Origin of the sequence: Rubripirellula reticaptiva (genome assembly GCF_007860175.1) — a bacterium.
Taxonomy (GTDB): domain Bacteria; phylum Planctomycetota; class Planctomycetia; order Pirellulales; family Pirellulaceae; genus Rubripirellula; species Rubripirellula reticaptiva.
The window spans coordinates 264,594-291,100 of sequence record NZ_SJPX01000006.1; the positions used below are offsets into that span (position 1 = coordinate 264,594).

Genomic DNA, 26,507 nt, shown 5'->3' on the forward strand with positions numbered 1-26,507 from the left:
GCGGGACACAATATCAATCAAAAGCCAATCGACCTTTCATTGTAACTGAAATGAAGAAAACGCTGCAGCCAGCGGACCAGGATTTGCAGCTGAGATCTTCTGCGACGAGCCATCGAGTGATTGTCTTACGGGAGGCATCCGCTGACGCGTCACGCAGGCCAAAACGCCTATATTGCACTAGGGAGTTGTGAGATGTCCGATTCGATTGTTGATCTGCTTGGCGAGAACGCCGCATCATTACTAGAGCACGATTGCAAGACGATCTTGCGGGAACAGCTGCACGTTCCGGGACCCGACTTTTTAGAACGCATTGTTTGCAACACGGATCGTAATCAACGGGTGATCAACAACTTGGCACGCATATTCGGTCATGGTCGTTTGGCGGGAACCGGTTATGTTTCGATCTTGCCAGTCGACCAGGGAATCGAGCACTCGGCGGGTGCTTCGTTCGCGCCCAACCCGGACTACTTCGATCCCGAGAACATCGTGCGTTTAGCGATCGACGGCGGTTGCAATGCGGTTGCGTCTACCTTCGGAGTTCTTGGATCGGTATCGCGAAAGTACGCGCATCGAATTCCGTTCTTGGTCAAGATCAACCACAACGAATTGCTTTCCTATCCGAATATCTATGACCAAGTCATGTTCGGCAGTGTTGATCGAGCCTACGATCTGGGCGCGGCGGCCGTCGGTGCGACAATCTACTTTGGATCCGCCGAATCGCGACGTCAGATTGTCGAGGTTGCCGATGCCTTCGAGCATGCTCACGAACTTGGTATGGCAACCGTGTTGTGGTGCTACCTTCGCAACAGCGAATTTAAGAAAGACAAGGACTACCATACTTCCGCAGACTTGACCGGGCAGGCCAATCACTTAGGCGTGACGCTGCAGGCCGATATTATCAAGCAGAAACTGCCAACGAACAACGGCGGGTACAACGCGATCAAGTTTGGAAAAACATCACCGCTGGTTTACGAGAAGCTGACGACGGACCATCCCATTGACTTGTGCCGCTATCAAGTCGCGAACTGCTATATGGGGCGCGCCGGGCTTATTAACTCCGGTGGAGCCTCGTCTGGAGCGTCGGACCTTGCCGAGGCCGTCACGACAGCCGTCATCAACAAGCGAGCCGGCGGAACGGGCCTGATTTCGGGTCGCAAAGCATTTCAGCGTCCGATGGTCGAGGGCATCGAGTTGCTGAACCGAATTCAGGATGTGTATTTGGACAATAAGATTACGGTGGCCTAATGAAGAACGCATTTATCGAATCTCAGTGGCAAGAACTTTGTGAACGTCTTGCAGTCGTCGCGAACCATCTTGGTGGATCGGAGGACGAAGTTTTTAATTTTCGTCATCAAGAACCGCCGGGACGATATACGGAATATCTCGACTGCGTTCGCGCGGCGGCACAGTTGGCAAACAAGTGGAGAGACAGTCAAACGCTGCGGCAACACAATGAAGAACTGATTGACGAAGCCGGTCGCGAGAGTTTCCCGGCTAGCGATCCGCCGACGTTCAGTCACTCGCATGCGTAGTCCCAATCGTCCGAGCTGGGCGTCGCAAGAAGGATCACCTTTTCCGCTCGGCGTTTCCTTTGTCGCCGAAGACGATGCGTTTAACTTTGCGATCTATTCCAAGCATTCCGATCGTGTGACGCTGCTGCTGTTCGCGGATGATGAAACACAGCATCCGATTGTTCGCGTCGAATTTGACTATCTGCGTCATAAAACGGGCTCAATTTGGCATTGCCGTCTAAGCTCTGCCGAAGTCGACGGCGCGACGTTTTATGGGTATCAGATCGACGGACCGCCGCCAGGGGAAGCGTTCGAGTTTCATCGTTTCGACTACGAAAAGATCCTGCTTGACCCGTACGCTCACGCGGTTCATTTCCCCGTCGGATTCAGTCGTGAGGCTGCGCGCAGGCCGGGTTCGAACGCCGGAAGGGCGGCGCTCGGTTGGTTGCCACATGGCCAATGCCATTTTGATTGGGGCGATGATGTTCGGCCGCGTCACGATTCGGATCTTGTCATCTACGAACTCCATGTCCGCGGGTTCACTCAGCACGCGAGCTCCGATGTCGATTCGGCCAGGCGAGGAACGTTCTTGGGCGTCTGTGACAAGATTCCGTATTTGGTGGAACTCGGAGTCACCGCAGTAGAGTTAATGCCTGTGTTTCAATTCGACCCCGATGATGGAAATTACTGGGGCTACATGCCACTTGCGCTCTTTGCGCCGCATCATCGATACACCAGCCATCCGCAAATGTGCCGGCAACGGGATGAGTTTCGCACGATGGTGAAAGAACTGCATGCGGCGGGAATCGAAGTGATCTTAGACGTTGTCTACAACCACACTTGTGAAGGTGACGACCATGGTCCGGTGTACAGTTTCAAAGGCATCGATAACAGTACGTATTATGTTGCGTCGGGCGATCAACTTCATCCATTCGCTAATCACAGCGGAACGGGCAATACTCTGCATACGGCCAATCGAACCGTTCGGCGGCTAGTGGTTGATAGCATGCGATATTGGGTCGAAGTCATGCATGTCGACGGATTCCGATTCGATCTGGCATCGATCTTCACGCGTGATACCGAGGGCAACATCAACGCGGATGACCCACCGATCATCGGGCAAATAGGCGCCGAGGATGAACTAGCTTGTGTTCGTTTGATCGCCGAACCGTGGGATGCGTCAGGCACGTTCCAGCTCGGCAAGAGCTTTCCCGGTATGCAGTGGATGCAGTGGAATGCAAACTTTCGGGAGTGCTTACAGCGATTCGTCCGCGGTGATCGCGGAATGGTTGGTGAGTTGATGACGCGGGTTTATGGAAGTTGCGACTTGTTCCCCGACGATCGCATGTTCGCCTACCGTCCCTACCAAAGCGTCAACTACATCGCCTCGCACGACGGTTTCACGATAGCTGATTTGGTTTCCTATGCGACAAAAAGCAATTGGGCCAATGGAGAGAACAACACGGACGGTGCAAGCGAATTCAGTTGCAATTGTGGTTGGGAAGGTTGCAAAGATGTTCCGGTTGATGTTTTGCGAAACAGAAAGCAACGCGTGAAGAACTTCTTTGCTTTGTTGATGTTGTCGGCTGGTACGCCAATGTTTCGGATGGGCGACGAATTCTTGAATACGCAGAATGGCAACAGCAATCCGTACAACCAAGACAACGAAACCAATTGGCTGGATTGGCGCCAAGCCGAAACGAATCACGATATGCTGCGGTTTGTTCGAATGATGATCGCGTTCCGGAAGGCTCATCCATCGATTTGCCGGTCCCGGTTCTGGCGAGATGACATCAAATGGTATGGAACGGATCACTTAGTCGATCTGTCACCAGGCTCGACATGTTTAGCGTATAGCTTACACGGCGCAACGGAGCGAGATTCGGATCTCTACGTGATGATTAACGGCGGCGACGACGCGGCAACGTTTGGTATCCAAGAAGGTAGCCCCGGGACATGGCGACGCGTGATCGAAACATCGTTGCCCAGCCCGAACGACATTGTCAATGAGTCGGACAGCACGATCATTGATGATACGACGTATTCAGTTGCTGGACACAGCGTTGTAGTATTGATGCGGTGATCGAACCTCGCTTGCCGCTGGTGGTCTTGGCTGAATGGTTCGTAATGGCGTTGCTAAGAGGGCATGGGATTGTTTGATCGGTCGAAACGCTGCTTAGCCTCCTAGTTCTTCCAAATGAATAGCGATGCATTCCGCAACTGCCTCGGCGTTGTAGCCTCCTTCGAGGACGCTAACCAAACGACCGCATGCATGCTTCGACGCAATATCCAGCAGCAACCGTGTGACGGTGCGAAAGTCTTCGCTCTCCCAGCCTAGTGAACCGATTGGGTCTTCTTTGTGCGCGTCGAAGCCGGCACTCACCATCACAAGCTGTGGCTGGACGTGATCGGCAAAGCTGTTCACTGTTTGGCGAAACCGATCGATCTGATCGGTACGGGATTCACCAAACCTGATCGGCACGTTCATCGTCATACCGCGACCGTTACCCTCGCCGATGTCGCTAGCGAATCCAGTGTTTGGATAAAACGGCGAACGGTGGATAGAGAAATACCCGACGTCACCCGAGTCATAGAACGTCGCCTGCGTGCCGTTTCCGTGATGAACATCAAAGTCAACGATCAAGACTCGATCAATGCCCAGTTCATTCGTGGCAACTCGCGCCGCGACTGCGATATGGTTGAAAAGGCAAAAGCCCGTCGCATGATCGGGCATGGCGTGATGACCGGGGGGACGGACCAAGCAAAACGCGTTGGTGTCTTCGGCTCGAATCACCCGCTCGGTCGCGTCGCAAACGGCGCCCGTCGCGTGGATAGCGGCTTCATAGGATCGCTTGCTGACTACCGTGTCGGAGTCAAGGTAACCGCCGCCCGCGTCGGCATACTGTTGAACGGATTTGATGTAGTCTTCGTCGTGAACGTACGCCAAACGATCAGTCGATACCGGCTGCCAAGCCGGACGTTGGTAAGCGGCACCAAGGCCAGTGCAGCTTAGTTGATCGATAGCCGGTAAGATTCGGTCGGGGCTTTCCGGATGGTCACCCGTGCGGTGTTCCAAGAAGATTGGATCGAAATAGAGCAGAGTCATCCTAGCCGTTTTCCAAAACCCACTGAGTCGCTTCACGAGTCAGCAAGGTGGTGTCGTCGAGTCCCAGTTTCTCCTTAATTCGGGAGCGGTACGTCTCGATGGTTTTTGGGCTGAGATTCATTGCTGTGGCGATTTCTTTGGTAGTAATGCCTTGCCCGATCAAGCGAAACGTTTCGAGTTCGCGGTCGGATAGCGATTCGATCGGAGCTGCGGCGACTGATGCCCGACCAGCGATCACGCGGTTCAAAATTCTCGCCGAGACTTCTTTACTGAGAAACAACTCGCCACCGATAATCGTTCGGATCGCCTCGATGATTCTGTCCGTGACTTGTTGTTTATTGATATATCCCATCGCACCGGCGCGAACTGCCCGCTCGGCGTAAAGCGAGTCGTCATACATCGACCATACTAGCATTTTGACGCATGGATAGCGTTCCTTAATGACCTTCACCAGATCGATGCCGCTGCTAGATTTAAGGGAGACATCGATCACCGCGATGTTTGGTCGAGCCCTTCCGATCACCGTAATGGCTTCATCCACATCCGAAGCTTCGCCGACCACCTCTAAATCGGGTTCCAGCTCGACACGAGTGACGAGTCCATCGCGGGTCGAGGGATGATCGTCGACGATGACGATTCGTTTCGTGTTTAAACTCATAGTGCAGCGGTGGGTCGCAGTGCGGTGGTAGGGCACGGGACAAATTTTCCCGATAAGTGCAACGCACTCATTGTACCGTAGCAAGCTTCCAGGTTCAGCATCGACGAATCGATGTTCGACCACAGTCGGCGATTCATCGTTTCAACCCTATTCGGCGACGAACGAGTTAAACGTTTAGAACTTCGCTGCCGTTGTCGATGGCACGCACCGCAACTCGTTGGGGGCTACGGCGAAATGTTCGCGATCGGCTTGGTCGACGTACTGTCGGACGGGTCAATTAAGCTTGTCAGGAATTTCCTTACGCGTGATCGCAGGAGTCCGTGACTGTGCCCGATCGCGCATACCGATAGCATTCGAGGTGTCGCAGGCGGATTCTAGTCAAAATATACAGAGGGCACGCAATGGCTACGAGAGTTTTGATTGTCGAAGATGACTTCGACACCCGCAACAGCCTATGTGACATTCTGAGTTTGGAAGGGTATCAGATCAATACCGCCGAGACGGCTGAGGATGCGATCAGGCAAATCGACAAACAGGCATTTGATTTCATCATCATCGATTGGTATCTATCCAACATGACTGCCGGAGAATTTTTGCCGCAACTGTGCAGTCACGCTCCTGGCGCGTCGATTCTGATCGCAACCGGTTCGTCTGAAATCATGCATGCCGTCCATGCGATGCAGCATGGGGCGAGTGACTATGTCGTTAAACCGATCTGCACTGAACTTCTGCTGGGCAGCATGCGGCGGGCGATGAAACTTCAATTAGCCCAGAGACGGGCGATTCAATCCGAGCGTCTGGCTGCGGTTGGAACCGCAGTCACGGCGGTCGCTCACGAGAGTCGAAACGCATTGCATCGAATTCGTTCCCGTGTCAGTTTGATCCGGCTAACGTACGAAAACAATGCAGAGTTACTGGAAGATTTATCAGCGATCGAGGAAGCTAGCTCGCTTTTGGAATCATACTTTGAGGAACTGCGAGAATTCAGTGCGCCGATCGTATTGAGCAAAACGCCATGCGGTTTAAAGAACTTGGTTCTACGTGTGTGGAATCACGTGCAATGTGTTGCGGCTAGTTCAGACTCGCTGCTCACACTTCCCGATCATGACGTCCAGTGCATGCTTGACCCCGTTCGCATCGAGCAGGTGCTGCGAAATCTGTTCGAAAATGCGATCGCAGCAAGCGATGGTAACGCTCGAGTCGACATGGATTGGTCACCTAGCGAATTTGACGATCAAGGGACGCTTTGTATCACGGTCAGCGACAACGGAAACGGATTCACCGCTGAACAGCGAATGTCTGCGTTTGATCCATTCTTCACGACGAAAGTCCACGGTACAGGTCTAGGGTTGCCGATTTGTCGCCGGATCATCGAGGCCCATGGCGGTTCTATCGCCGTTGAAGAAAATGGGGGAAGTGGCGGAATCATCACGATTGCTCTACCCGGGCTGATTTGCAACTCAGAATGTCAGCCAGCAATCTGTTCAGCCTATACTGAGTAGGGACTGACGATCGCTTTTACTTCGGTTTAACGATGCGCGCATCGAAAACGCCCTCGGGTAGGTTGTCGCCGTTGGTTTGAGCGTTGGTTCGACAATCAGGCGGCTCGGTGGAGACCACCGAGATGCCCATTGACAACATGTCTGCGAATCACCAACTTCCGCCTGACGATCCGTAGCTGCGGACCCGGAAGTACCTGCCACCGCTGCTGCCACCGCTGCTGCCACTACTACTACCATAGCTTCGGTAGCCGCTAGTGTATCCGCCCGAACTGCCACCGCTACTGCCGCCATAACTTCCGTAGCTAGCGCGCTGCGCCGTGACGCGACTGCGAATTCGGGAAACGATGCCTCCCGAACTTCCACCGCTACTCCCGTATCCTCTCGATGCGTAGCCACCACTGCTTCCGCCCGAACTTCCATAGTAGGCGGCATAGCCGCCGCTACTACCGCCCGAACTTCCCCCACTGCTGCCCCAGCCAGCGTCAGCGGTATTGCTGAGAGATGCCATTGTGATCGTGAGCGATATGGTCAGCGCAAGTCTTTTCATAAGATGTTTTCCTTTGTGCGATTGATCGAAACAGGTTTTCAGAATCGGTTCAGCGTTAGGGCTTGGCCTCTTCTGATTCGCCATCCACTGCCGAGGTTTCGTCAGGTGTCACCGATTCGTTGTTTGACTGGTTGGTTGATTCTTCCATCACTGGTTTCATCACCTGCTGGCGATCCGCCGAGTTCTTGGTTGGCGATCGTGCTGCTGGATTGTTTGGCGGTTGGTTGCATCCCGCCAGGCCAAGCAGGCCGGTGCATAACACACAAAATGCTAATAAGCGTTTCATGTCAATCTCCTTTCGTTCTTTGCCAAGTGGATCGTGTTCACAGGTCCACAAATTGATCGTCGAAACCATTTCGACGACAGGCTTTGCTGTAAAGCGAAGCTTCAGTACCGTCTGTTAGCACGTGTCGTGCCGAATCAGGCAATTCATACATTGGCATCGCGATTGCACCTTCAGTGCTAGATTTCTAACTGCGGAACTGGAAACAGTTTCGGCCGTAACACACGCAAGGGAGATTGCCATGAGTACGCATTTCAACACACATTCAAAGGTCCAATCGGACGAACCCGACGCGCATGTCGTGGCACGCCATTTTCGCACTGGTGTGCGTTTGCTACTCGGTTTGTCGTTGATCGCGACGGTCTTGTGTTTGGCGTTCTTTCAAAAGGCCGCCTACCTCGCTGCGATTCCGATACCTCTGCTGTACGCGGTGTTGGCACTTACCAACTATCTGGAGTTCAGGTCGCGTGGATCGAACTTGCGCTCGGCCGAAGGCGCCGATGTCAGTCGCGAAGAGATGCAAGTGGACATCGAGACGGTCGGTGTGGTGACGCTACTAAAAGTGCTCGGGGTGTTGGCGATAGGAACCTTCATCATTGCCGCTTCATTCTTTGACTGGCGAACGGTTGGCATCGCTGCGGCCGCCCTTTTCTTCATCGTGATTCTGATTCAGTTGCCATACCTTCCGCTGTATTTCAGCGAAGCGGAACGCGATGAGCGTGAAAAATTAGAAAATCGCACATGAAGGCAATGATCCTCAGCGGGTGCGGCCTGCTAAGCGTGCAACCACGCCCACTGTCCCTGGTCGATATAGACACGCCCAAGCCAACTGACAACGAACTGCTGATTCGAGTTTCTGCTTGTGGCGTCTGTCATACTGAACTGGACGAAATCGAAGGTCGGCTGACACCGCCGCATTTGCCCGTCATTCTCGGTCATCAAGTCGTCGGACGGGTTGCCGAGTGCGGCAAAAACGTCCAGCGGTTTAGAACGGACGAGCGTGTGGGTGTCGGCTGGATATATCACTCCAATGGCTTGCCCGATGAAAACCTTTCACCGCAGTTTGCTGGCACTGGTTACGACGTCAACGGCGGCTACGCGGAATTCATGACAGTGCCGGAAACCTACGCGGCCCAGATTCCAGACAACTTGACCGACACTCAGGCTGCACCACTAATGTGCGCTGGAGCGATCGGCTACCGCGCGATACGGCTCACCGGAATGCGTGATGGCGATCCGCTTGGTTTGATGGGATTCGGTGGGTCAGGCCACTTGGTTTTGCCCACAGCAAAACATCTTTTTCCCAATTCCTCTGTCTACGTGTTCACTCGCGGGCGGTCCGGGCAACAGTTTGCTCGAGACCTGGGGGCGGATTGGGCAGGAGACATTGATTCCACACCACCGGAAACTGTGCAAGCGATCATCGACACCACGCCTGCATGGAAGCCTGTTGTTGAATCTTTGAAAAAGCTGAGACACGGCGGGCGTCTCGTTATCAACGCGATTCGAAAAGAAGAAGAAGAAGACAAGCACGAACTATTGAATTTGAGCTATCACGAACACTTGTGGATGGAGCGTGAGATCAAGTCAGTTGCTAACCTTACGCACGCTGACATTGTCGAATTCTTGCCACTCGCGGCGTTGATCCCGCTGCGTCCCGAGGTAACCACCTACCGATTGGACCAGGCCAACGAAGCGCTGTGTGACCTTCGGTTTGGGCGGATCAAGGGAGCCAAGGTGTTGGTGATGGAGACGATCACTTGAAGGTCGGTTTTAGGACTCGGCGCATCGGTTGTTGCGGTACAATTCGCGTTTCGGATTTGATCGGCAGCTTTCTCGTCTGCAGCGCCTGCTTGGCTTGATCACGCGAGGAGTACGTGCCCAACGTGATCCACTGCTTCGTGCCAGGTGGCAGGTATTGGGCGGCATATTGTAAATTGCTGGGATAGATGGTTCGGGATTGCGACGTCGATTGGGCGCCAACAACACGAACCGTCGCGTTGGTGTTCGCGTTTCGGACGGTCACCGTTGTACCGCCAGGATGAATGTTTGGTCCGGAGGCTTTGATCGCGTAGCCCCCGGGTGAAAGTTGCGTCCGGAAATATCCACCGGCATCCGTTTGACCTGTGCTAACCGCCCGACCTCCCTGCATCGCAGTCACCGTCGCCCCGCTAATACCCTTTCGTGTTTCGTCAACGACTTGGATCTGAACTTGATAGCGACTCAGCAAAGTGGGACGGTCTTCTGGACGAATCAGGCCCGGAATTTCACTTCCTGGTGGGATTGGGCTGATCGTTTGACGTTTAACTTGGATGGTTCGAGTGAGGCTTCTGTTCGTCATCACGAGGTTGGTGACGACTGAGTCAAATCCGGTTCCTTGAACACGAATCTGATACGAACCCGGATCGAGTTGGACGTCAAAGTTTCCTCGTGCGTCGGTTTGGCCACGTCGCACGCTTGGCGAGACCATGGCAGTTCCTGGAATCGTTTGCGACGAAACTGTCACGATCGCATTGGCCACGGGCCGGCGTTGTTGGTCGATCACGGCGACGCTAACTGTGTGTTTCTTTCCCAGCGGATCAGTTGGCCGAATCGTGTCGGATGGCGGGAACGTTTCGGACGCTGTGTTACGATCGAGGATCAGTTGCAGGTCGGGCATTCCCTGATGGACGCGGACCTTCTGTTGCAGTGGTCCGAATCCGATGGCATTGACGCGTACCGCGTAGTTCTGTTCGGAAAGACCCTCGATTGTGAAATGGCCGCGACTGTCGGTACGGGCGACTCGCATCGCGCCAGGCAATCCGCCTTCGCTTGGAAATTGCCACAAGACACTGGCGCCGGCTACGCCTTCATATCGACTTCGATCAAGGGAATGTCGCCCCGGTATCAGTTGGGGAATCACCTTCGTGCCTCGCCCACGCTCGGTCAGCACCCAACCACTGACGTTAACGAAGTTGGGGCCGGTGTCGGATCCGCGTGTCAGCCCGACGTTAACAATACTGATTCGTCCGGATGTGACTTCGCTTTCGATTCGGCGTGATGAGTAGCCGGCGGCACTGGTGGTTACCAAATACTGACCACCTTCGCTGATAAACAAGTCGGCGCGGCCGTTGGTGTCTGTGGTTCCTTCGTCGGCGGTAACGCCACCGCTGCCACGAAGTTGCATCGAAACTTGCGCGTCGGCGATGGGGCGCCGCGATCGGGCATCATAGACGTTGACTTGGACCTGTGGCCGAGTCAGCGAGGGAGTATCTGTCGAACTCCGTCCCAAAACGAAGTTTCGAGTCGTGTCGCCGCTAACCTCGATCCCGGTAAAGACACGACTGGCGAAGTTGGTCTCAGCGGGCGGATCGACGGCGACGGTGTAGGTGCCGCCAGGAAGGGTGACGGAGTAAAGTCCGCGAGGTCCCGAGTTGATCCGCACTCGCGCCGGACCAGACCAACTGATTTGAGCGTCTTCGATCAATGCCGTGCCGAGTCCCGTTTCCCCTTGATACATCACTGCACCGGAAACCATGTGACGATCGGTCGAGTAAGCGGGATGTCGGTTGAGGAAAATCCGATGCCGGGGCTGAGCTGGAAGATACGCGATGCGGCGTGTGACGGTGAAGTAGTTCGGGTGGCTAATCTTAACGCTGTAGTCACCTTCGGATGCCCCCGATACGGACGTGACTCCGTTGGCATCAGTTTTCAAAACGCGAGGGCTCAAGAACTCACGTGTCACCGACACGTTGGCGTCGGCGATCGGCGTGCCGAGTTTTTCGTCGTAGGCTTCGATGACGAGTGTACCCGCTGTCGCCGCTGGTTCACGATGATGGTCTAGGAAGAATGTCGCCTTCGTCGGCTTGTCGTTCTCAACGTTCAAGACCAAACGCCCTCGCATGAAGCTAGCGGCGGGCTGTGCTTCGATGACCTCGAAACCACTCAGTCGAGCGACGACGAAGTATCGACCCGCCGGCAAATTGAACCGAGCGATCCCGTCATTGCCTGTGCGCCCCTGGATCACGCTGGCGCGGCGGTCGGTAACTTCGCGTAGCAGAATTTCGGTTTCAATCAGCGGTTCGTTGGTGTCATGACGCAGCGTAAGGATCTCCACATCCAAAAGCTCCTGCTGAGGTCCCAACTCCGCGATGCCTTGATCGGTCAATGCCGGTAATTCCTCCATCGGTGTTTCGATAGGATCCTGTTCTGGTTGTGCAATCGCGGTAGGGGGTGGTTCCAACGGTTTCGCGTGCATCACCAAGTTCACATGGGATCGGCGCCCCGGAAACACATGCACCGGAGCGCTAATGGCTTTTGCAAACTCGCTATCGGGTGCCGACGCAACGACGTGATACGATCCCGGCGCAGTATCAAACGAAAAGTCGTTTTCGCGAATGGTGGTGGTCGTCGTCGCAGCGATTGCTCGATCAATCGCTCGAACTAGGTTTACAGTAACTTCAAATGGTGCGGGATAAACTCGATCGCCTTTGGAGATTTTCACGGTGCCGCGAATGCCTTGCTTGGCCAGAAGCTCGGCGGGTAACTCTGTTTGTTGCAGCACAAAATCGCGACCGGTCTTTCCGCCAACGCTGATTTCAATCGGTTTCAGATCGATGTAGGTTTGAAACCCAGTAGCACGAACTGACGCTCGCCAAATTCCGGCTTTGAGCAGAACCTGGTAGGAACCGCTCTCGCCGGACGGACTGCGTTCGGGACTGACCAAGACGTTTTTAACTTGTCGGGTTGATTCATGAACCAACGTGATCCGTGCGTGAGCGATACCCTTTTCGCCTTCATGCGTCCGTTGCAAAACACGACCGATCAACTCGCCGTTGATTGGTGGCGGGATAACTGGCCTGACTCGATCTGGATCATTTTCGCCTTTGGTCAGCGCCAGATGAAAAAGCTCCATTTGACCATTACGTTTGACTTCAAAACCTCGACCTTCGTCTTCGTCTTTAAAGCCGTCGGCATGAACGCGGTAGTAGTACTGTCCGACTGGCAGTTCAATCTTGAACATGCCTTGCGGATTCGAGGTGGTCGTTGTGACGACTTCGCCACCGGGCTTGAGGACTTCGATTTTTGCGCCCGCCACCATGCCAGCATACTTGCCGTCTTCGGTTTGCGCAGCGACTCGGCCCGTGATTCCGGTTTCAGCGTGGATCGATTGAGTATGAATCACAATGAACCATGCCATCGCGATTGCCATCGTCAACGACGTTCGGAATTGAATTTTCATTTCGAATCAACTCGGTTGTTAGAAATCAGGTGTAGTTCGAATACCGACCAAAACGGGTGGGTGATCGGCATCGGCTGCGCCGCCAGTAACGCGAATAAGAATATTTGTTTCGGCGGGCTCAACGATCCCGGCGAAAATCAACGGTTCGACTATTTCCTCGATAAGCAGCATTGGCTGAGGATCGTCGATCGTACTTGGTCCCAGCGTGAAAGGGCCAAGAGAATCAGTTCGATGGAGGCCGCTGACAAGTGATTGCAGATTGACTTCCACCGTAACGGTCGCTGTGTTATTGACTTCGATCGCGTCGTCCAAAAATGCTAAATGCATTGCAAGGTGCATGTCCGTCTCGATCGGATTCATCAGGTTCAATTCATACGACAGTTCCTCATCTGACGGCATTGGACGGAACACCATGTGTCGTCCGCCTATCCCCTCCGTGAACGCAAAACCGAGATGACTCACCAAAAACGCTGGCGTCCACACACCACGCTGCGTGTGCAGCGGTGGCGCCAACGTCAACAAGTTGGTGTCGTGGATGCCGCCCGGCAGCGTGACGCTATACATCGCGTTGGACGTTAAAACGGGATTGTGAGAGATGACAGCAGGAATCGCCGGACCAAATTGGCCCGGCCCTGCTGTGGCACTCGTCTGCATCAGCGGACAGACGCGTGCAATCAAGTAGACCGACATCGGGTCGCTGCCGATCTCGGCCATCATTGTCGCATGATCGGCGTCGATCGAAACTTCTCGCTGACCGTGAGCCACGATCGCACTGCCGACCACACCGCCCACGGGATCGTTGCTGTGCGGTCGAAATGCCAGCACTTCGACGAGGTAACTTTGGACGGCGCTTTCGTCGCCGATGACATCCCAACGCACAATCCAGTCGTCCGCCCAAGTCGACGTAGTTTCCCAGCCAACACTGACGATCTGCACCGGTTCACCGATCGGGTCGGCGGTAATCTCGTCTAGCTCAAAATCAGCTGACCATGGATCGTAGCCGAAGTGATCAGAAAAAAATCCAGCCAACACGTCCAACCAACTCGGTGGCGGGTGCCATCCCCAGGGATCGGCTCCCCAAGGATCAGCCCATGGATCAGCCCATGGGTCACCGGCCCATGGGTCACCGGCAGGCCAACCGCCGTCACTCAGAGGAAGATCACTCCCCATATCGAAGCCCTCGTCGTAAACGTCGCTCCAGCCTGGCATCTCGTACGCTTCGCCTGGAAAAGGATCGAACGCATCGCCATAGCCTCCACCGCCGGGTACCGCTCCGGAAGAATCTTCGTAGACGAGTCCCGATTCTGGCTCAGGCCATGCTTCATCGGTTGGCGAAGGTAAAGCTTCTGCGCCACCAGCGACCAAGTCCAGTCCCAACGCGCTGCCCGAGTGCCAGACGAACGCCTCCCGAGCGATCGGTGAATCTCGCACCACATTGCCCGTTTCATCCAGATGCGCCGGAGGAATCAAACGCACAGCATCCAGCGACAGACGATCAATCTCGCTTTCTTCGCTGTCATAGACGACGCGGCCATCCACCTCGACGATCATTCGTGATACGTGGGCTCGGTCTGGGACGTTGCTTGCGGGCTCGCCATCGGCCAACATTCCGATCGCATGGCCTCGTAGATCCCCCGCGGTTGCCGAACCACCTATCAAGTCGATCGGGAAGACCTGCGGACCAAAAACAGAACTCAGTGGATTGACCGGCGAAGTCAATAAATACTTGCGACCGCCAGTTTGATAGTAAAGATAGTTGTGCGTATCGGCACCGGTGTGTGACGCAGCGACCAACGTTACGGACATCGACTCGACGTAATGACCGTTACGCCAAGGCGACTGGAAATCTCGAACCAGGAACCATGGATAACTTCCCGCAAGCTGTCGCTCGATTCGGTTTTGCTCTTGTAGCTTCGGAACCAGAACCTCGTCGACATCTCGCAGTCGTTGCTCTTCTTCTTCGGTCGCCAACCCACTGCGTACGAGTTCCTCAAGCGATTGGGCCTCGTCCATGATCGGAATGGTTTCACTGCGCAACTCGCGCAGACGAACTTGAGCGAGTGCCTGTTCGTCCTGAATATGCGATCGCAGTTCAGTCCGAGTAACAAACGGCTTTCCATTGATCTTGATGTCAAGCGAATCCAATACCCAATCGTTACGGCCGTTGGAGCACAGCCCAACGCGTGAAATGTCCGAAAGACGCACGTCCGCCAGCATCGCAGCTGAACTTTGCAACATGTCGGATCCCGAATCGCCCGTCGATGAAAATGTGAAAGTCGCTGGCTCACCGGGAGCGAGAATTTCACCTACCGACGCGTGTGTTGGTGACGCACCAAAGGGAGCTAGTTGTCCTGGTTCGCGGCCCAGCGGATACAACCACAAAGGAAAACCGAGGCCTAAGTCCAAAGCGAGCGGTTCGGAAATTGTTTGACCATCGACTTGGGTTTCAATCGAAACCTCAATCGTCTCAACCGCCTCGTTCGCATGGAAAAGCTCATCGATCGGAGACGCTGCTCTGGTTGTCACTGCGTTGGCCAACATGATCGCAACGACTGAACTTGCGATCCGCATGGAAGGTGAGAGTACGTTCATGCCGAGTCCTCGTTAGTGACGTGAGTTCCAAATGAACTCTTGACACGTTCGCAACTTGCGTGCCGCTAGCACAAACCATCGCGAACATTCCTACAACAAGTGACGTTCCCAGTCACTGCGTCCGTGTGCGTCGAGCCAAGTGAGCAATTCGTTGACGCTCGCAGTGGCGACGGCGACGCAAGTGTCGGCCGCACCGTAGGACATGCGCAACGTGTCACCGTCGTCGGCAATCGTGACACCGGTGGGGAAAACCACGTTCTCGACATCACCGCCGCGTTCATAATCCGTTTCCGGCGCAAATAGCCAACGGTCGCTTCGCAGCAAGATCTTTTCGGGTTGCTGCAAATCAAGTAGTGCTAACCCAATGCGGTACACCTTTCCGCCCGCAGTGGACCGGACACCGTGATAGATCATTAGCCAACCGCGATCCGTTTGAATCAACGGCGGTGACAACCCGATGCGATTCGCATCCCACCATCCACCCTGTCTCGCTGGAAGCAACATCTTGTGGCTGCCCCAGTGACGCAGGTCTGGTGAGTACGAAATCCAAATGTGCGCTCCCGATGCGCCAATGCTGCCCACCGGTCGATGAATCAGTGCCCAGTACTGTCCGATTCGATGGGGAAACAAACAGGCGTCTTTGTCTTCTGGCGCCATGATCGCACCGTAACGCTCAAAGCAATGGAAGTCCTCGGTAAGTGCCAGCGAAACACTTGGTCCGCCTTTGGAAAAGGAGGTGTAAACAACGGCGTAACGATCAAGCTCGGGAACATGCGTGATTCGTGGATCCTCGAGCCCCCAGATTTCTTCTGGATGACTGTCCGGAGCATGATCCAGCGTTGGCGTTGGATCGATCACCCAACCCTTCAGACCATCGACAGAACGCGCCGCACACAAATGCGAAAATCCACGATGATCTTCGACTCGGCATAACAGTAACGTCGTTCCATCTTTCAAACGCACCGCTGCCGGGTTGAACACAGTGTTACAGGGGTAAGGCCAATCATCCGCCGTCAAGATCGGATTCGACTCGTAGCGAGTAAAGATTGCGTTATCCATTGGTGGTCACCCTCTCCCTCGCTGTTTCAACCGGGCTATCGATCAGCTTTGCCCCCCGAATCGCTCGCAAAGACAACAGCCAGGCCAGCGTCGATTCGGCTCCTTCATTCTCGTTGACGCCTTCTCGGTGCAGACCATCGCGACAACCGCCGGTTTCGTAGTTATAGATCGGCCGTCCTAAGTCATTACGCCCCAAGTACCAATCGAAACAACGACGCGCCTCGACAAACCACTGGTTGTCTTGCGTTAGACGATTTGCTTCCAAACAGGCTTCTAGCAATGCGTGGGCCTCAATCGGCTGCTGGTCATAGGTTGCCTTTTCACCGCCCCGGGGAAACCAGCCTTGGTTACCGATCAACGACAGGTGACCGTCTTCACTTGTTTGTATTTTCAACAACCAATCCAACGAACGCAGTCCGATTTCGATCATTCCGTCGTGACCCATCCACTGTCCGGCAAGCAACATCGCATGAGGAAGTTTGCCACACGAATATGTCAACGTGTCTTCGGGCCATGGCCAGTCATCTTTCGCATTGCTAACAAATTGTTCGTACAAGCGAGTCGCCAGGTTTTCTCGGATTCGCTTTGCTTCGCTGTCGCCGCCATAGCGACTCAGGTAGGCATGCACTCCGACGAGCGTAAACGCCCATGCGCGCGGCGATGTGAACGATTCGGTCGCATGCAGTCCACGATCGAACAGATCGAGCGAGACCGCTCGCATTCCGGCATTGCGAGCCAACGCAACTGCCGATCCAAGTCCCCACAACGCACGTGCGTGCGAATCTTCCGATCCGAACTCTTCTAACCAACGTCGATCAAACGCCATGAAATTTCGAAATCGATTTTCCACGGGATTGAACGCATGATGCACAAAACTTAAGTACGTCCGCGCTAGATTCAACATGCCGCGTTCTTGTGTCAGTTCATACGACTGTAACGCAACAACGAGCGCCCGAGCGTTATCGTCGGTACAGTAGCCGTGGTTTCGATCCGAAATTGTAAATCGTGCGTGTTGCAAGATTCCCACGTGATCGGTCATCGACTGCAGAGCCGAAAAGTTAACCTCGGGAACCGCGTGCAGCGGAGAAATTGCGTCGTTTTGATGCGATCGCAGAAGCAGGGTTGCGATCGACGGCTCGTGCGACACTTCGTCGAACAAATCCAAGTACGACCGTGCCACTTTGGACCAGATTGACTTGCGACTGTACAAATACGCTCGCTTGCGGATCGCTTGCGTTTCCTGTTCGTTATCTAATAACCACGCCACTTCGCGTGTGATTGCGTCGGCATCTCGAAACGGCACCAAACGCCCGCGGCCATCCGCCAACAGTTCCTTGGCGTAGACGTACGGAGTCGCCACGATCGGTTTACCGGTGCCCAGAGCGTATGCGAGCGTCCCCGAAGCAATCTGTTGTTCGGCTAGCGATGGCGTGACGTAAATGTCCGCTGCCATCAGGAACTTGCACAGTTCGTCCAGATCGACGTACCGGTTGATAAACATCACATGATCAAGCACGCCCAGGTCTTCGGCCAAATGCTGCAACTGATGCCGGTATTCTTCGCCTCGATCACGCAATACGTGCGGATGCGTCGCGCCAAGCACGACGTAAACGATCTCGGGATTCTGCTTTACCAATTCCGGCAAGGCTTGGATCACATATTCAACTCCTTTGCCTGGGGATAGCAATCCAAAGGTTAACAAGACAGTTCGACCTTCGACGCCAAAGTGATCCTTGTAAAAACTCGGGTCAACGAACGGCAAATCCGGAATCCCGTGCGGAATGTGACGGACTTTTTCTTCGGTCAATGCGTAGAGGTCGCAAAGAATTTCCACCGCCCGCTCACTCATCACCACAATGCGGTCGGAGTGCTCGATAATGGATTCGGTCACCTGACGCATTTGCTCGGATGGTTCAGCCAGCACCGTATGCATCGTTGTCACCACAGGCATGCGCACATTACGCAGCATCCCTAGCAATTGGTCTCCGCAGTCGCCGCCAAAGATGCCGTATTCGTGCTCTACCAACATCACTTCGCAATTTCGAATGTTGGCAAAATCAGCCGCCAACCGATAGTCGGCCGGTTGTTGTTGGCGTACTTCGAAACGCACATTGGCAGGATAGTCGTACCCATCCGCACGGTCATTGATGGCCAGGACGTGACACTGCAGACCGCTTTCGCTTTCAATTTCGATCGCCCGGCAGAGGTCTTGAGTAAAGGTGGCGATCCCGCATTGTCGGGGCGGGTAAGTTCCCACGCAAGCAATGCGGCGTTCTTCGGTGGGTTCGATTCTTTGCATGTTGGCACCTGATCGAGGGACGGACGATCGACATGACTACGCAAACCGAATGCCATTCCACCGCTTACTGCGGCAGTATGTGAACCGGAGGTCAAAGTTACGGGTACATGATTTGCACCGGTTTTGCACCAGAGCGTCTCCGCTGGTGACCGCCTTCTTTGCAGCGACAGCCTAAGGACTATCAAGTGATGCAATGCAGAATCGGTGTGATCGGATGTGGTGAATTGGGTTTTGCTGCAATGCATCAGTGCGCTGCGATTCCAGACGTGCAACTGGTTGCAGCAACCGACGTGAACGAGGACAACGTCGAAAAAGCTGTCCAGCAATTTGGTTTGATTCACGCGCCCAGTGTTAACGCACTATGCCAGCGACCCGATATCGACCTTGTCTACGTCGCCTCACCAGCCTTCCTGCACCACGATCATGCGATGGCAGCGCTCAATGCTGACAAGCATGTTGTGGTCGAGGTACCGCTGGCGCTATCGCTTGGCGAGGCGAACGACATGTTTGAGTTAGCACACGCTGAAGATCGAATTCTTGTTGCCAATTTGATGCAGCGATACAATCAATTGACTGATCAGGTGGGCGAACTGATTGAACTCGAAATTCTTGGCAAACCGCTGCACGGATACTTTGAAAACTACGCTTCCGTCGAACGCCTTGGCCGCGATGACCTGAACTGGGGTAGGTCCCAAGGTGGCGGAATATTCATCGAACACGGCGAGCACTCTTTTGACTTGTTTGCGAACTGGCTGGGGGCTGGCGAAGTCGTTTCGGCCCAGCGGTTGCTGCGTGACCCGTTGAATTCGGAAGACCAAGTTCAATGCTGTGTTCGCTACCGAGATGACATCCTGGTCAACTACTATCATGGATTTCACCAGCCTGGATGTTTGGATCGGCAAGAATTGCGAATCGTTTTCGAAAGAGGCCACGTTACACTACATGGCTGGGTTCCCACGCGACTTTGTCTTGACGCGGTATTAGGCTCGAGTGACAAAGAGCGACTGGTCGAGCTGTTTGCGACCTCAGAATATCAAATGCTCGAGACGAGTACGGGAAAGCAACGTGATTGCGAGCGAGATCACGACTTTCAATTCAACAACGAAATTCGGCTGACGGTTGGGCGACGGCAAGACAAGACGAAGCGTTGCGGCGAACTAGTGAAGTTGCTGATCGAGGATCAAATCAATGGCTGCGCTGACAAATTCCACCGACGCCGCATCAACGAGAAAACTAGTCGAGAATCGCTAAGAATGGCAGTGCAGGCGAATGAAATGGCCCGCGCGGGCAGTACAACTTCCCATCTTCTGACGCCACAAATTACAGAAATGAGCCGCGTGGATTCGTTGCTTGGCACTTCAGTTGCTCACAAGTTGAAGTAGGTGACGTAGCGTTCATCAGGTGGTGGTGCTTGTCTGGTTTTTCCGAAACTGATTGAGGTGATGACATGCCTTTCTTTGCAATCATTGAACTGGATGATGGATTCGAAGTGATGGAGGTGCTGCCGGGGCAATCGCCGGAAGATGCTGCTGTCATCGCTGGCGGTGTACTTGTTGACCCTGGTCCCTATAGCAGTTACGACGAGGCCACCGAAGCACTCGACCAGCTAGAAGTTTTTGACGAGCGTGACTAGCGTCTAAGATGCAGATGCGGCTTTGGCGACCAGACGCTCGTTTAACGTCGTCGACTAACGCAATGGCTTCGTCTAAATAATTGTCTTCTTCTAGTTTGAAATGCGTCGGAGCTCGCAAGACGACGCCGAACGCGTTGGTTCATCGATAGCTTAAAGGGTTGTCCAAACTCTCTGGATTTGCATCCAATCAAGTTTGTCCAGCGCGAAGTCGACGTCGGGGCAAGCTTTCGTGCTGGCTTGCACTGGCTAAATACCAAATGGGTATGTGTCCGGCATGCCTGCGAGCTCGGAGGTTTTGATGGGCGTAACCGCGGACGTTTCATCGAACCAAATCAGTTCATCAAATTGGTCTGGCAACCTTGCTCGGAAGTAGTGGCTCTCTCGCTCCGATTCAGGTTTGTAGATCACGCCAATCGCTCGTTCCAAACGCGATTGCGACAGTTGGTCACGCAGGTCAAGCGATTCGCAGTCTCGCAGGGGCAACAAGAACTTCGGGCATTCGGAATCATGACACAATCGTTCATAGCTGCCCTGCAGAGATGGCATCACTGCCATCGTTTCTCGCGGACCATTCCACTCCGCAGCCGCAGCGACTGTTCCCGTGTGGGTGGCCATTCCGATCGAATAACATTGGTCACCGAACTGGTCTCGGCAGAGCTGGCCGATGTTGATTTCGCCTCGGTATGACATGTCTGTCGCGCTGGCGTTGCCGAGGTGCGAGTTGTGTGCCCAGACAATCGCCTTGCTGTTGGGGCCATGGAAGTCTAGCATCGTATTGAGTGTTGAGAACATGTGTGTATCACGCAAGTTCCATGACGCTCGTGACCCGTAGTACATGATCCGGTAGTACTTTTCTGCATCCACGACCAGCTTCGCATTCTGAACCGCGTCCATGAATCGCTCACCATCTTTCAGTGTGTACTCTGGCTCGTTGCTGCGCAGTTCTAGCAACATCTTGACCACTTCTTGTTCGCAAGATTTGTAAGTTCCGGTGATCGCCGCTTGGCCATAAGTAGCCGGATCTGCCTGCCACGGTGTCAAGCAACTGTAGCGAAGCGCTGCGACCTTCGCAGTGTCGGGGTCTACCTCACTTAAGTATTCCAGTACTCGTCCGATTGAACGATGCAGGCTATACAAGTCCAGGCCATAGAATGCGACACGACCTTCTGGATCACGATTGAGATTGTGATGGCGGAGCCAATCAACGAAGTCATGGACTTCGCGGTTGCGCCACATCCAAGTTGGGAATCTCGCGAACGCATTCCAATGTGACGGTGGAAACTCAGAGTGGCGCACATATTGATCGATCCGCGCCGCGTCCGGCCAATCCCCTTCGATGCTGACGAAGCTAAAGTTCTTCGTTTCAATCAGCGCTCGCGTGATAAGTTCTCGCATTTGATAGAACTGCGATGTCCCATGCGATGCTTCACCTACCAAAACGACCCGCGAATCGCCAATCCGCTCGAGTAACGGTTCCAAATCCGCCGTTTCGATATACTCAAAAGGTTCACAGAAGTCGGCGATCATGTTGGACCGAACTGCCAGCAACAGTCCGAGCCCAAGACTGAAAGCGAGTAAGTGAATGAGGTTGCGTTTTACCTGATTCTCTTTCTTGATTTCGGGAATCAGATCGGCAGCAGCGATGTAGATGAAATTTCCGGCGGCAAACGGAACTAGAAATACAACCTCCATGCTGGCCGAGGCTACGTACGCGACCAAACCACCTAGCAAGAAAGTCAGTGCTGACAAAAAGTTGAATAGCAACGCTTGTCGCTTGCCCCAACCTCCGTGGATCAAAACACCGAAGTCACCGAGTTCCTGCGGAACTTCGTGTGCGGCAGCGGCTATCCATGCGGTGATCCCCAATGGCACGCTAACCAGAAAGCTGGCGGCAACCGACATGCCGCCAATGAAGTTATGCAATGCGTCAGCGATCAAAATTAGGTAGGTCAGCGGTTGTTTTTCTGCCGCGTCAGGGTCACTGGAGTGGCTGTGGTGCCAATTGAGAAACTGCTCTAGGGCAAAGAAGCACATAAATCCGGCAAGCAACCAAATGTACAACGAGAAATCATTGTCCATTGCCGTGACCGCGTCGGGGATCATATGCAATACCGCACCACCGATCAGCGACCCGGCGGCAAATGCCACCAGTGGCAGCAGGATTTTGTCGAGAGTCATTTGACTCATTAACAGAGTCAACGCACCGACGAAAGCAATGCAGCTCATCAAAACGCCAGAAACAATGATCCAAACAAGAACGGTCACGATAGTCCTTGTGTGGCTTGAGTCAGCGAGTTGGTCATCTCGGCCCCAAGGGCAACGCGATCCGAAATGATTTTCATCTGTTCTCGCATCGGATTCCAGTTCTCGATCAATTGTCAGTCCAACCAAGTTTCGTTAACGCCACGGTTGCCGCTTGTTGATCGGTTGCGAGCGTGAGTATGTGCCGGCTCATTTCGTGAAATGTGCTCAATATTTCGCCCGATATGATCCCTGTATCGAGCTTGGCGGCTTGCCGGAGACCACCGATTGCCTAGCTAATTTGGCCTATCCGATGCGCCGCGATCGCTCGGCCTAACCACACGGGCGCCTAGGATCACGGCTGCGAACGATGAACTTGTCGCTACTGCGTCCGATTCAATTGCAGGACGCCGCTTTCGATCCTTGCACTGATTTCCTTTGCCTTTTCGTTAGCCTTGGCAAGTTCTTCCGAGATGATCTGTCGGCTATGAATCGCATTCTCTTCGGCGAACACTTGTGCGTAACTGAACGGCCGATATCGGTAGAACCTTCCCTGAGGCGTGACAAACGTTCGATAAGGAGTCATTTCTGTGTGCCACTGAACCGGTGGTGGATTCTCGGATGCAATTCTCGATCGGGCATTCTGATCCGCTTCTTGGTAAACCGAAACAATTCGTAACATTTCGTAGGCGATTCGACGCCCAAGTTTGGCGACATCGTAGGCGACGTTCCTTGTTGACATCCGCGAGATTGCTTTGGCACTGCGATCGGTCCATAGCACTTGCTCTCGTAAGCTATTGGCATTCCCGGACGCGACTACCGATTCGGCTAATCGCATCACTCGCTTCACGTAGTTCGTCGTCGCTCGTTTCTCAATCTGTTCGGGGCTAAATCCGGTTCTCGAGGTTGCTGCAGTCTCGACCGTTGACGTCTCCGGTTCAAAACCAGTGGATTCGACGACCAGTAAGCTCAAGACACGTCGCAAACTCGCAACGGACAATTCGCCTTGCAGTGCCATTCGCCTGGGGCGAGACACGGCACGCCATTGTTTGAACTCGGGCAGAATCGCTCCGGCACTAGCGAGCAGTTCTAGCATGATTGGTTTGGTAACGGTGGCGAGTTGCGTGGGTTCCGCGGCGAATACCATTTCAAGTTTTCCGTTCATCTTTTCAGCGAGGTCAATCGAAAAAACGAAACCTTGCAGTGTCGTCATCTCGTCAACAAGCGAATTCGAGTGCAAAGCAGTATTGCTCAGCACTCCGCTGCGTCCGATGGCAACCGTCATCGCCGAACGCGGAATTGCATCGGCTAAGTCAACAGCGACCACGATCTGCGAGACTCCGCTAGCAACTTGTTCGACCGCGTCCGCCAATATTTGTGACAGTTGCGGTTCGGTCCGGTCGCGTCCGTCTTTCAATTGCTGCGCGGCCCACTGACGTGAACCCTGACGGATCAACGCCACCAAATGTTGGTTGATCGGGACCACATAGCTGTCACGAACGGTGTGAATGCTTTGCATCCCAGCAATCGTGTCGACTTCGCCCTGAACCTGTTTCTGAATCTCGATAAAATCGACCGGAGTCGATGTCGAGATCACTGCCAACTCGCGAGTCGGCTCGAAATGTTCAGTATCGAGTTCGGTTGACAACACGAACCTTTCCGTGGGCGGCGGCAACATCGTTGGATTGCGATCAAAATTTTCGGCGTGGAGCTCACGCCAGTCGTTCTGAACTGCAATTTCACTTTGAAACATCGCCTCGGCGTCAATCGCCAGGACCGCGTTTGCAGAACGCGGAAGCCATGTCGTCATGTCTCGCCAAGCAGAATCGCTCATTTGAAGGGGTGGGGGCGTCGACTGCGCGTCGACAACTGAACAGCATGAAACGCTGAACAGAATGCTGCAAAGGACTCCGGCGCACACGTGTTGTTTGGACAGGGACATGGTAAGGCAGTTCCCAGAATTAGTAGTAGGGAGCATAGGGAGTCCGATCGTACTGAATGACTGAGTAGCGTGATTCCAAGAAAGTCACCAAGTCGATCAGTTGCTGAATCGTGAGTTCATCGTTGTACGATCGCATTTTGGACTGGCCGTCGGTCGCTACGTCATCTTCGGCATATCCTTCGGCGAAACGATGGGATGGATTGATGATCGAAGTAACTAGGTCGCCGTAAGTTTGAACTTTTATTTTTGGACCGCCGAGGGCGATAATCTTTTGATCTGGTGACGTTTCGGCATCGTCGAATGTCACACCTGCGACTGTGTGGCACGCTTGGCAATTGAGCGTTGCAAATGTGCGTCGACCCTGCTCGGTATCACCTTCCGGTAAGGAGAACCCTTTTCCTGACTTTGGGTCGGGCGCGCATCCAACAAACGTAAGAAACGCAATGCCTATGACCATACGGATATGCTTCATGGTACGACTCCTTGTGCAAAACGGACTTCACTGAAGAACGTTTGCCATGCAAGCCGTGTACCGCTTTGCGTTGGTCTGATAAGGAGCGAAGAAACTCGCCCGCATGAGTGGGTCCACGGGGCACGGTGGCATGTCACTCATGGGGCGAGTGTTAGAATCATTGCGTTTTCAATTCAAGTGGCCAAGTGGAAAATTGCTATTTTCTATGTAGGGAATTTCCGTACGCTGTGAAAGGCGTTGCTATTGGTCTTGCGCAAAAGCGTGGCTGCGGCTTTATTCCTAACTATGTAATGCGAGTAAGCGGGAATGAGGATTCACGCTGACGATTTCAACACTGCAGTGCTGGCTCACCCATTCGTTTAAGCCAACCTTGATCGCGGTACCATTTCGCCGTTTGTGCCAATCGTTGTCGTAGCGAATGTGGTGGTGCGAATCCGGTGTCGCGTCTCAGAGCGCTTGCATCACAGGCCCAAGATCCGGCGGTTGCTTCGCGCGCTTTATCGACACCCAGGATATGAGGACGCCGGCGAACTTGACTGGCTATTTCATTAATCGTGGCAATCGCCCAGACGGCGGGTTTCGGATTGTGAATGATGCGGACATGGTCGCGACCGACCGCCTGGCCGATCATTTGACCGAGTTCTGCGTAGGTGGGCGTTTCCTTCGAAGATACAAAATAGATACCTGTGGCCGACCCATCCGCTTGAACTCGGCTTCCCTTTTTTGCGGCAAGGATCAGAGCTTCGGCCAAGTCATCGCCATGAATCACAGAGAACAGCTCGTCGGACATACCAGGCACGAAGTGCACATTCCAGCGCGCGATGCTGTCAAACAGAGGCAGGCCGTCGCGGTCCGCTTCACCCAGTACGATTGGCGGACGAATGATTGTGATCGGAACTTTGGCGGCTAGCCGAATTGCCTCGTACTCGCCGGCCAACTTGCTGTGCCCGTAGTTGGAAACCGGCGTCGGTAGATCGGACTCGATTCGATTTCGATTTGCATCGGTGGGTCCCGCGGCAGCGAGTGAAGAGACCTGAATCAATGTGGGCGGATTGGAGCATTGGGCACACACGCGAACCATATTTCGCACTCCACCCACATTGATTCGTTCGAGATCGCCAATACGCAGTCCTTTAGTCGCGCCCGCTAGATGAAAAACAACATCAACCGACTTCACGGCTCGCCAAAGCGACTCAGGATCACTCACGTCGCCAATTTTGAACTCGGGATCGAACGGAATAAGTCGGCTGCGGTCTGACGTCGGACGTACCAGACAAGTGATTCGAATACCATCTTGGTGCAGCCGCTGCACCAGATGGCTGCCGATGAATCCGCTAGCGCCAGTGACCAGAGCGTGTGGCATGATGAACATTTCCGCAAGTGACAAGACGAACATCAAAGCGGGCAATTTAAGCAAACTGTGTGCCGTCGCCGGGCACGT

General features: G+C 54.0%; 20 protein-coding genes. 8 read left to right on the forward strand and 12 right to left on the reverse strand.

All coding sequences use genetic code 11. The features are described 5' to 3' along the window. Positions 1-192: 192 nt before the first annotated feature. Genes Poly59_RS26605 through Poly59_RS26615 form a run of 3 tightly spaced genes read left to right on the forward strand, consistent with a single transcriptional unit; the run spans position 193 to position 3,594 of the window. A complete protein-coding gene (locus tag Poly59_RS26605) occupies positions 193-1,245 on the forward strand; it encodes a class I fructose-bisphosphate aldolase (protein ID WP_146537144.1) in 1,053 nt (350 codons plus the stop codon). Next, positions 1,245-1,532 (forward strand): hypothetical protein, encoded by a 288-nt coding sequence (locus Poly59_RS26610; RefSeq protein WP_146537145.1) that lies wholly within the window; start codon positions 1,245-1,247, stop codon positions 1,530-1,532. Before Poly59_RS26605 ends, Poly59_RS26610 begins: the two co-directional genes overlap by 1 nt. Further along, positions 1,525-3,594: a glycogen debranching protein gene (locus Poly59_RS26615; RefSeq protein ID WP_146537146.1), complete on the forward strand. Its 2,070-nt coding sequence runs from the start codon at positions 1,525-1,527 to the stop codon at positions 3,592-3,594. The genes Poly59_RS26610 and Poly59_RS26615 overlap by 8 nt, the downstream gene beginning before the upstream one ends. Before the next feature lie 93 nt (positions 3,595-3,687). Here Poly59_RS26615 and Poly59_RS26620 read toward each other — a convergent pair whose 3' ends face one another. Then, positions 3,688-4,617, reverse strand: coding sequence for a histone deacetylase family protein (locus Poly59_RS26620; protein ID WP_146537147.1), 930 nt, complete (start codon positions 4,615-4,617; stop codon positions 3,688-3,690). Between the two features lies 1 nt (position 4,618). Further along, positions 4,619-5,275 carry a response regulator transcription factor gene (locus Poly59_RS26625; protein WP_146537148.1) on the reverse strand — a complete coding sequence of 219 codons (657 nt, stop codon included), beginning with the start codon at positions 5,273-5,275 and terminating at the stop codon, positions 4,619-4,621. Positions 5,276-5,676: 401 nt separating this feature from the next. Between Poly59_RS26625 and Poly59_RS26630 the strand changes: the two genes are divergently transcribed. Then, the gene (locus Poly59_RS26630; RefSeq protein WP_146537149.1) at positions 5,677-6,777 is read left to right on the forward strand and encodes an ATP-binding protein; all 1,101 of its coding nucleotides are present in this window, start codon (positions 5,677-5,679) and stop codon (positions 6,775-6,777) included. Between the two features lie 148 nt (positions 6,778-6,925). Here Poly59_RS26630 and Poly59_RS26635 read toward each other — a convergent pair whose 3' ends face one another. Together Poly59_RS26635 and Poly59_RS26640 are read right to left on the reverse strand one after the other, a co-directional pair. After that, on the reverse strand, positions 6,926-7,324 hold the full coding sequence (locus Poly59_RS26635; RefSeq protein ID WP_146537150.1) for a hypothetical protein: 399 nt from the start codon (positions 7,322-7,324) through the stop codon (positions 6,926-6,928). 55 nt (positions 7,325-7,379) lie between these two features. After that, a complete protein-coding gene (locus Poly59_RS26640; protein WP_146537151.1) occupies positions 7,380-7,610 on the reverse strand; it encodes a hypothetical protein in 231 nt (76 codons plus the stop codon). Between the two features lie 238 nt (positions 7,611-7,848). Between Poly59_RS26640 and Poly59_RS26645 the strand changes: the two genes are divergently transcribed. Both Poly59_RS26645 and Poly59_RS26650 read left to right on the forward strand, forming a co-directional pair. Further along, complete coding sequence (locus tag Poly59_RS26645) at positions 7,849-8,352, forward strand: hypothetical protein (RefSeq protein WP_246151955.1); 504 nt, start codon at positions 7,849-7,851, stop codon at positions 8,350-8,352. Continuing rightward, entirely contained in the window at positions 8,349-9,371 is a 1,023-nt protein-coding gene (locus tag Poly59_RS26650) for an alcohol dehydrogenase catalytic domain-containing protein (RefSeq protein ID WP_146537152.1), read from the forward strand. The genes Poly59_RS26645 and Poly59_RS26650 overlap by 4 nt, the downstream gene beginning before the upstream one ends. On the opposite strand, the gene Poly59_RS26655 is transcribed toward Poly59_RS26650, so the two are convergent. The 4 genes from Poly59_RS26655 to Poly59_RS26670 form a co-directional block, all read right to left on the reverse strand. Next, positions 9,364-12,828 carry a carboxypeptidase regulatory-like domain-containing protein gene (locus tag Poly59_RS26655; protein ID WP_146537153.1) on the reverse strand — a complete coding sequence of 1,155 codons (3,465 nt, stop codon included), beginning with the start codon at positions 12,826-12,828 and terminating at the stop codon, positions 9,364-9,366. The genes Poly59_RS26650 and Poly59_RS26655 overlap by 8 nt on opposite strands. A gap of 18 nt (positions 12,829-12,846) precedes the next feature. Beyond that, positions 12,847-15,420 (reverse strand): hypothetical protein, encoded by a 2,574-nt coding sequence (locus tag Poly59_RS26660; RefSeq protein ID WP_146537154.1) that lies wholly within the window; start codon positions 15,418-15,420, stop codon positions 12,847-12,849. Positions 15,421-15,510: 90 nt separating this feature from the next. Then, positions 15,511-16,479: a glycoside hydrolase family 130 protein gene (locus Poly59_RS26665; RefSeq protein ID WP_146537155.1), complete on the reverse strand. Its 969-nt coding sequence runs from the start codon at positions 16,477-16,479 to the stop codon at positions 15,511-15,513. Further along, positions 16,472-18,778, reverse strand: coding sequence for a glycosyltransferase family 4 protein (locus Poly59_RS26670; protein ID WP_146537156.1), 2,307 nt, complete (start codon positions 18,776-18,778; stop codon positions 16,472-16,474). Before Poly59_RS26670 ends, Poly59_RS26665 begins: the two co-directional genes overlap by 8 nt. Positions 18,779-18,966: 188 nt before the next feature. Here Poly59_RS26670 and Poly59_RS26675 point away from each other — a divergent pair, with 188 nt between their 5' ends. After that, a complete protein-coding gene (locus Poly59_RS26675; RefSeq protein WP_146537157.1) occupies positions 18,967-20,160 on the forward strand; it encodes a Gfo/Idh/MocA family protein in 1,194 nt (397 codons plus the stop codon). Positions 20,161-20,225: 65 nt separating this feature from the next. Beyond that, positions 20,226-20,411 carry a hypothetical protein gene (locus Poly59_RS26680; RefSeq protein ID WP_146537158.1) on the forward strand — a complete coding sequence of 62 codons (186 nt, stop codon included), beginning with the start codon at positions 20,226-20,228 and terminating at the stop codon, positions 20,409-20,411. Positions 20,412-20,657: 246 nt separating this feature from the next. Here Poly59_RS26680 and Poly59_RS26685 read toward each other — a convergent pair whose 3' ends face one another. The 4 genes from Poly59_RS26685 to Poly59_RS26700 form a co-directional block, all read right to left on the reverse strand. Then, positions 20,658-22,676 carry an erythromycin esterase family protein gene (locus Poly59_RS26685; protein WP_146537159.1) on the reverse strand — a complete coding sequence of 673 codons (2,019 nt, stop codon included), beginning with the start codon at positions 22,674-22,676 and terminating at the stop codon, positions 20,658-20,660. A 358-nt stretch (positions 22,677-23,034) separates the two neighbouring features. Continuing rightward, positions 23,035-24,486, reverse strand: a complete 1,452-nt coding sequence (locus Poly59_RS26690; protein ID WP_186776541.1) for a hypothetical protein — start codon at positions 24,484-24,486, stop codon at positions 23,035-23,037. Between the two features lie 127 nt (positions 24,487-24,613). Then, positions 24,614-25,066 (reverse strand): c-type cytochrome, encoded by a 453-nt coding sequence (locus Poly59_RS26695; protein ID WP_146537161.1) that lies wholly within the window; start codon positions 25,064-25,066, stop codon positions 24,614-24,616. A gap of 328 nt (positions 25,067-25,394) precedes the next feature. Then, positions 25,395-26,429: an NAD-dependent epimerase/dehydratase family protein gene (locus Poly59_RS26700; RefSeq protein ID WP_246151956.1), complete on the reverse strand. Its 1,035-nt coding sequence runs from the start codon at positions 26,427-26,429 to the stop codon at positions 25,395-25,397. Positions 26,430-26,507 lie beyond the last annotated feature (78 nt).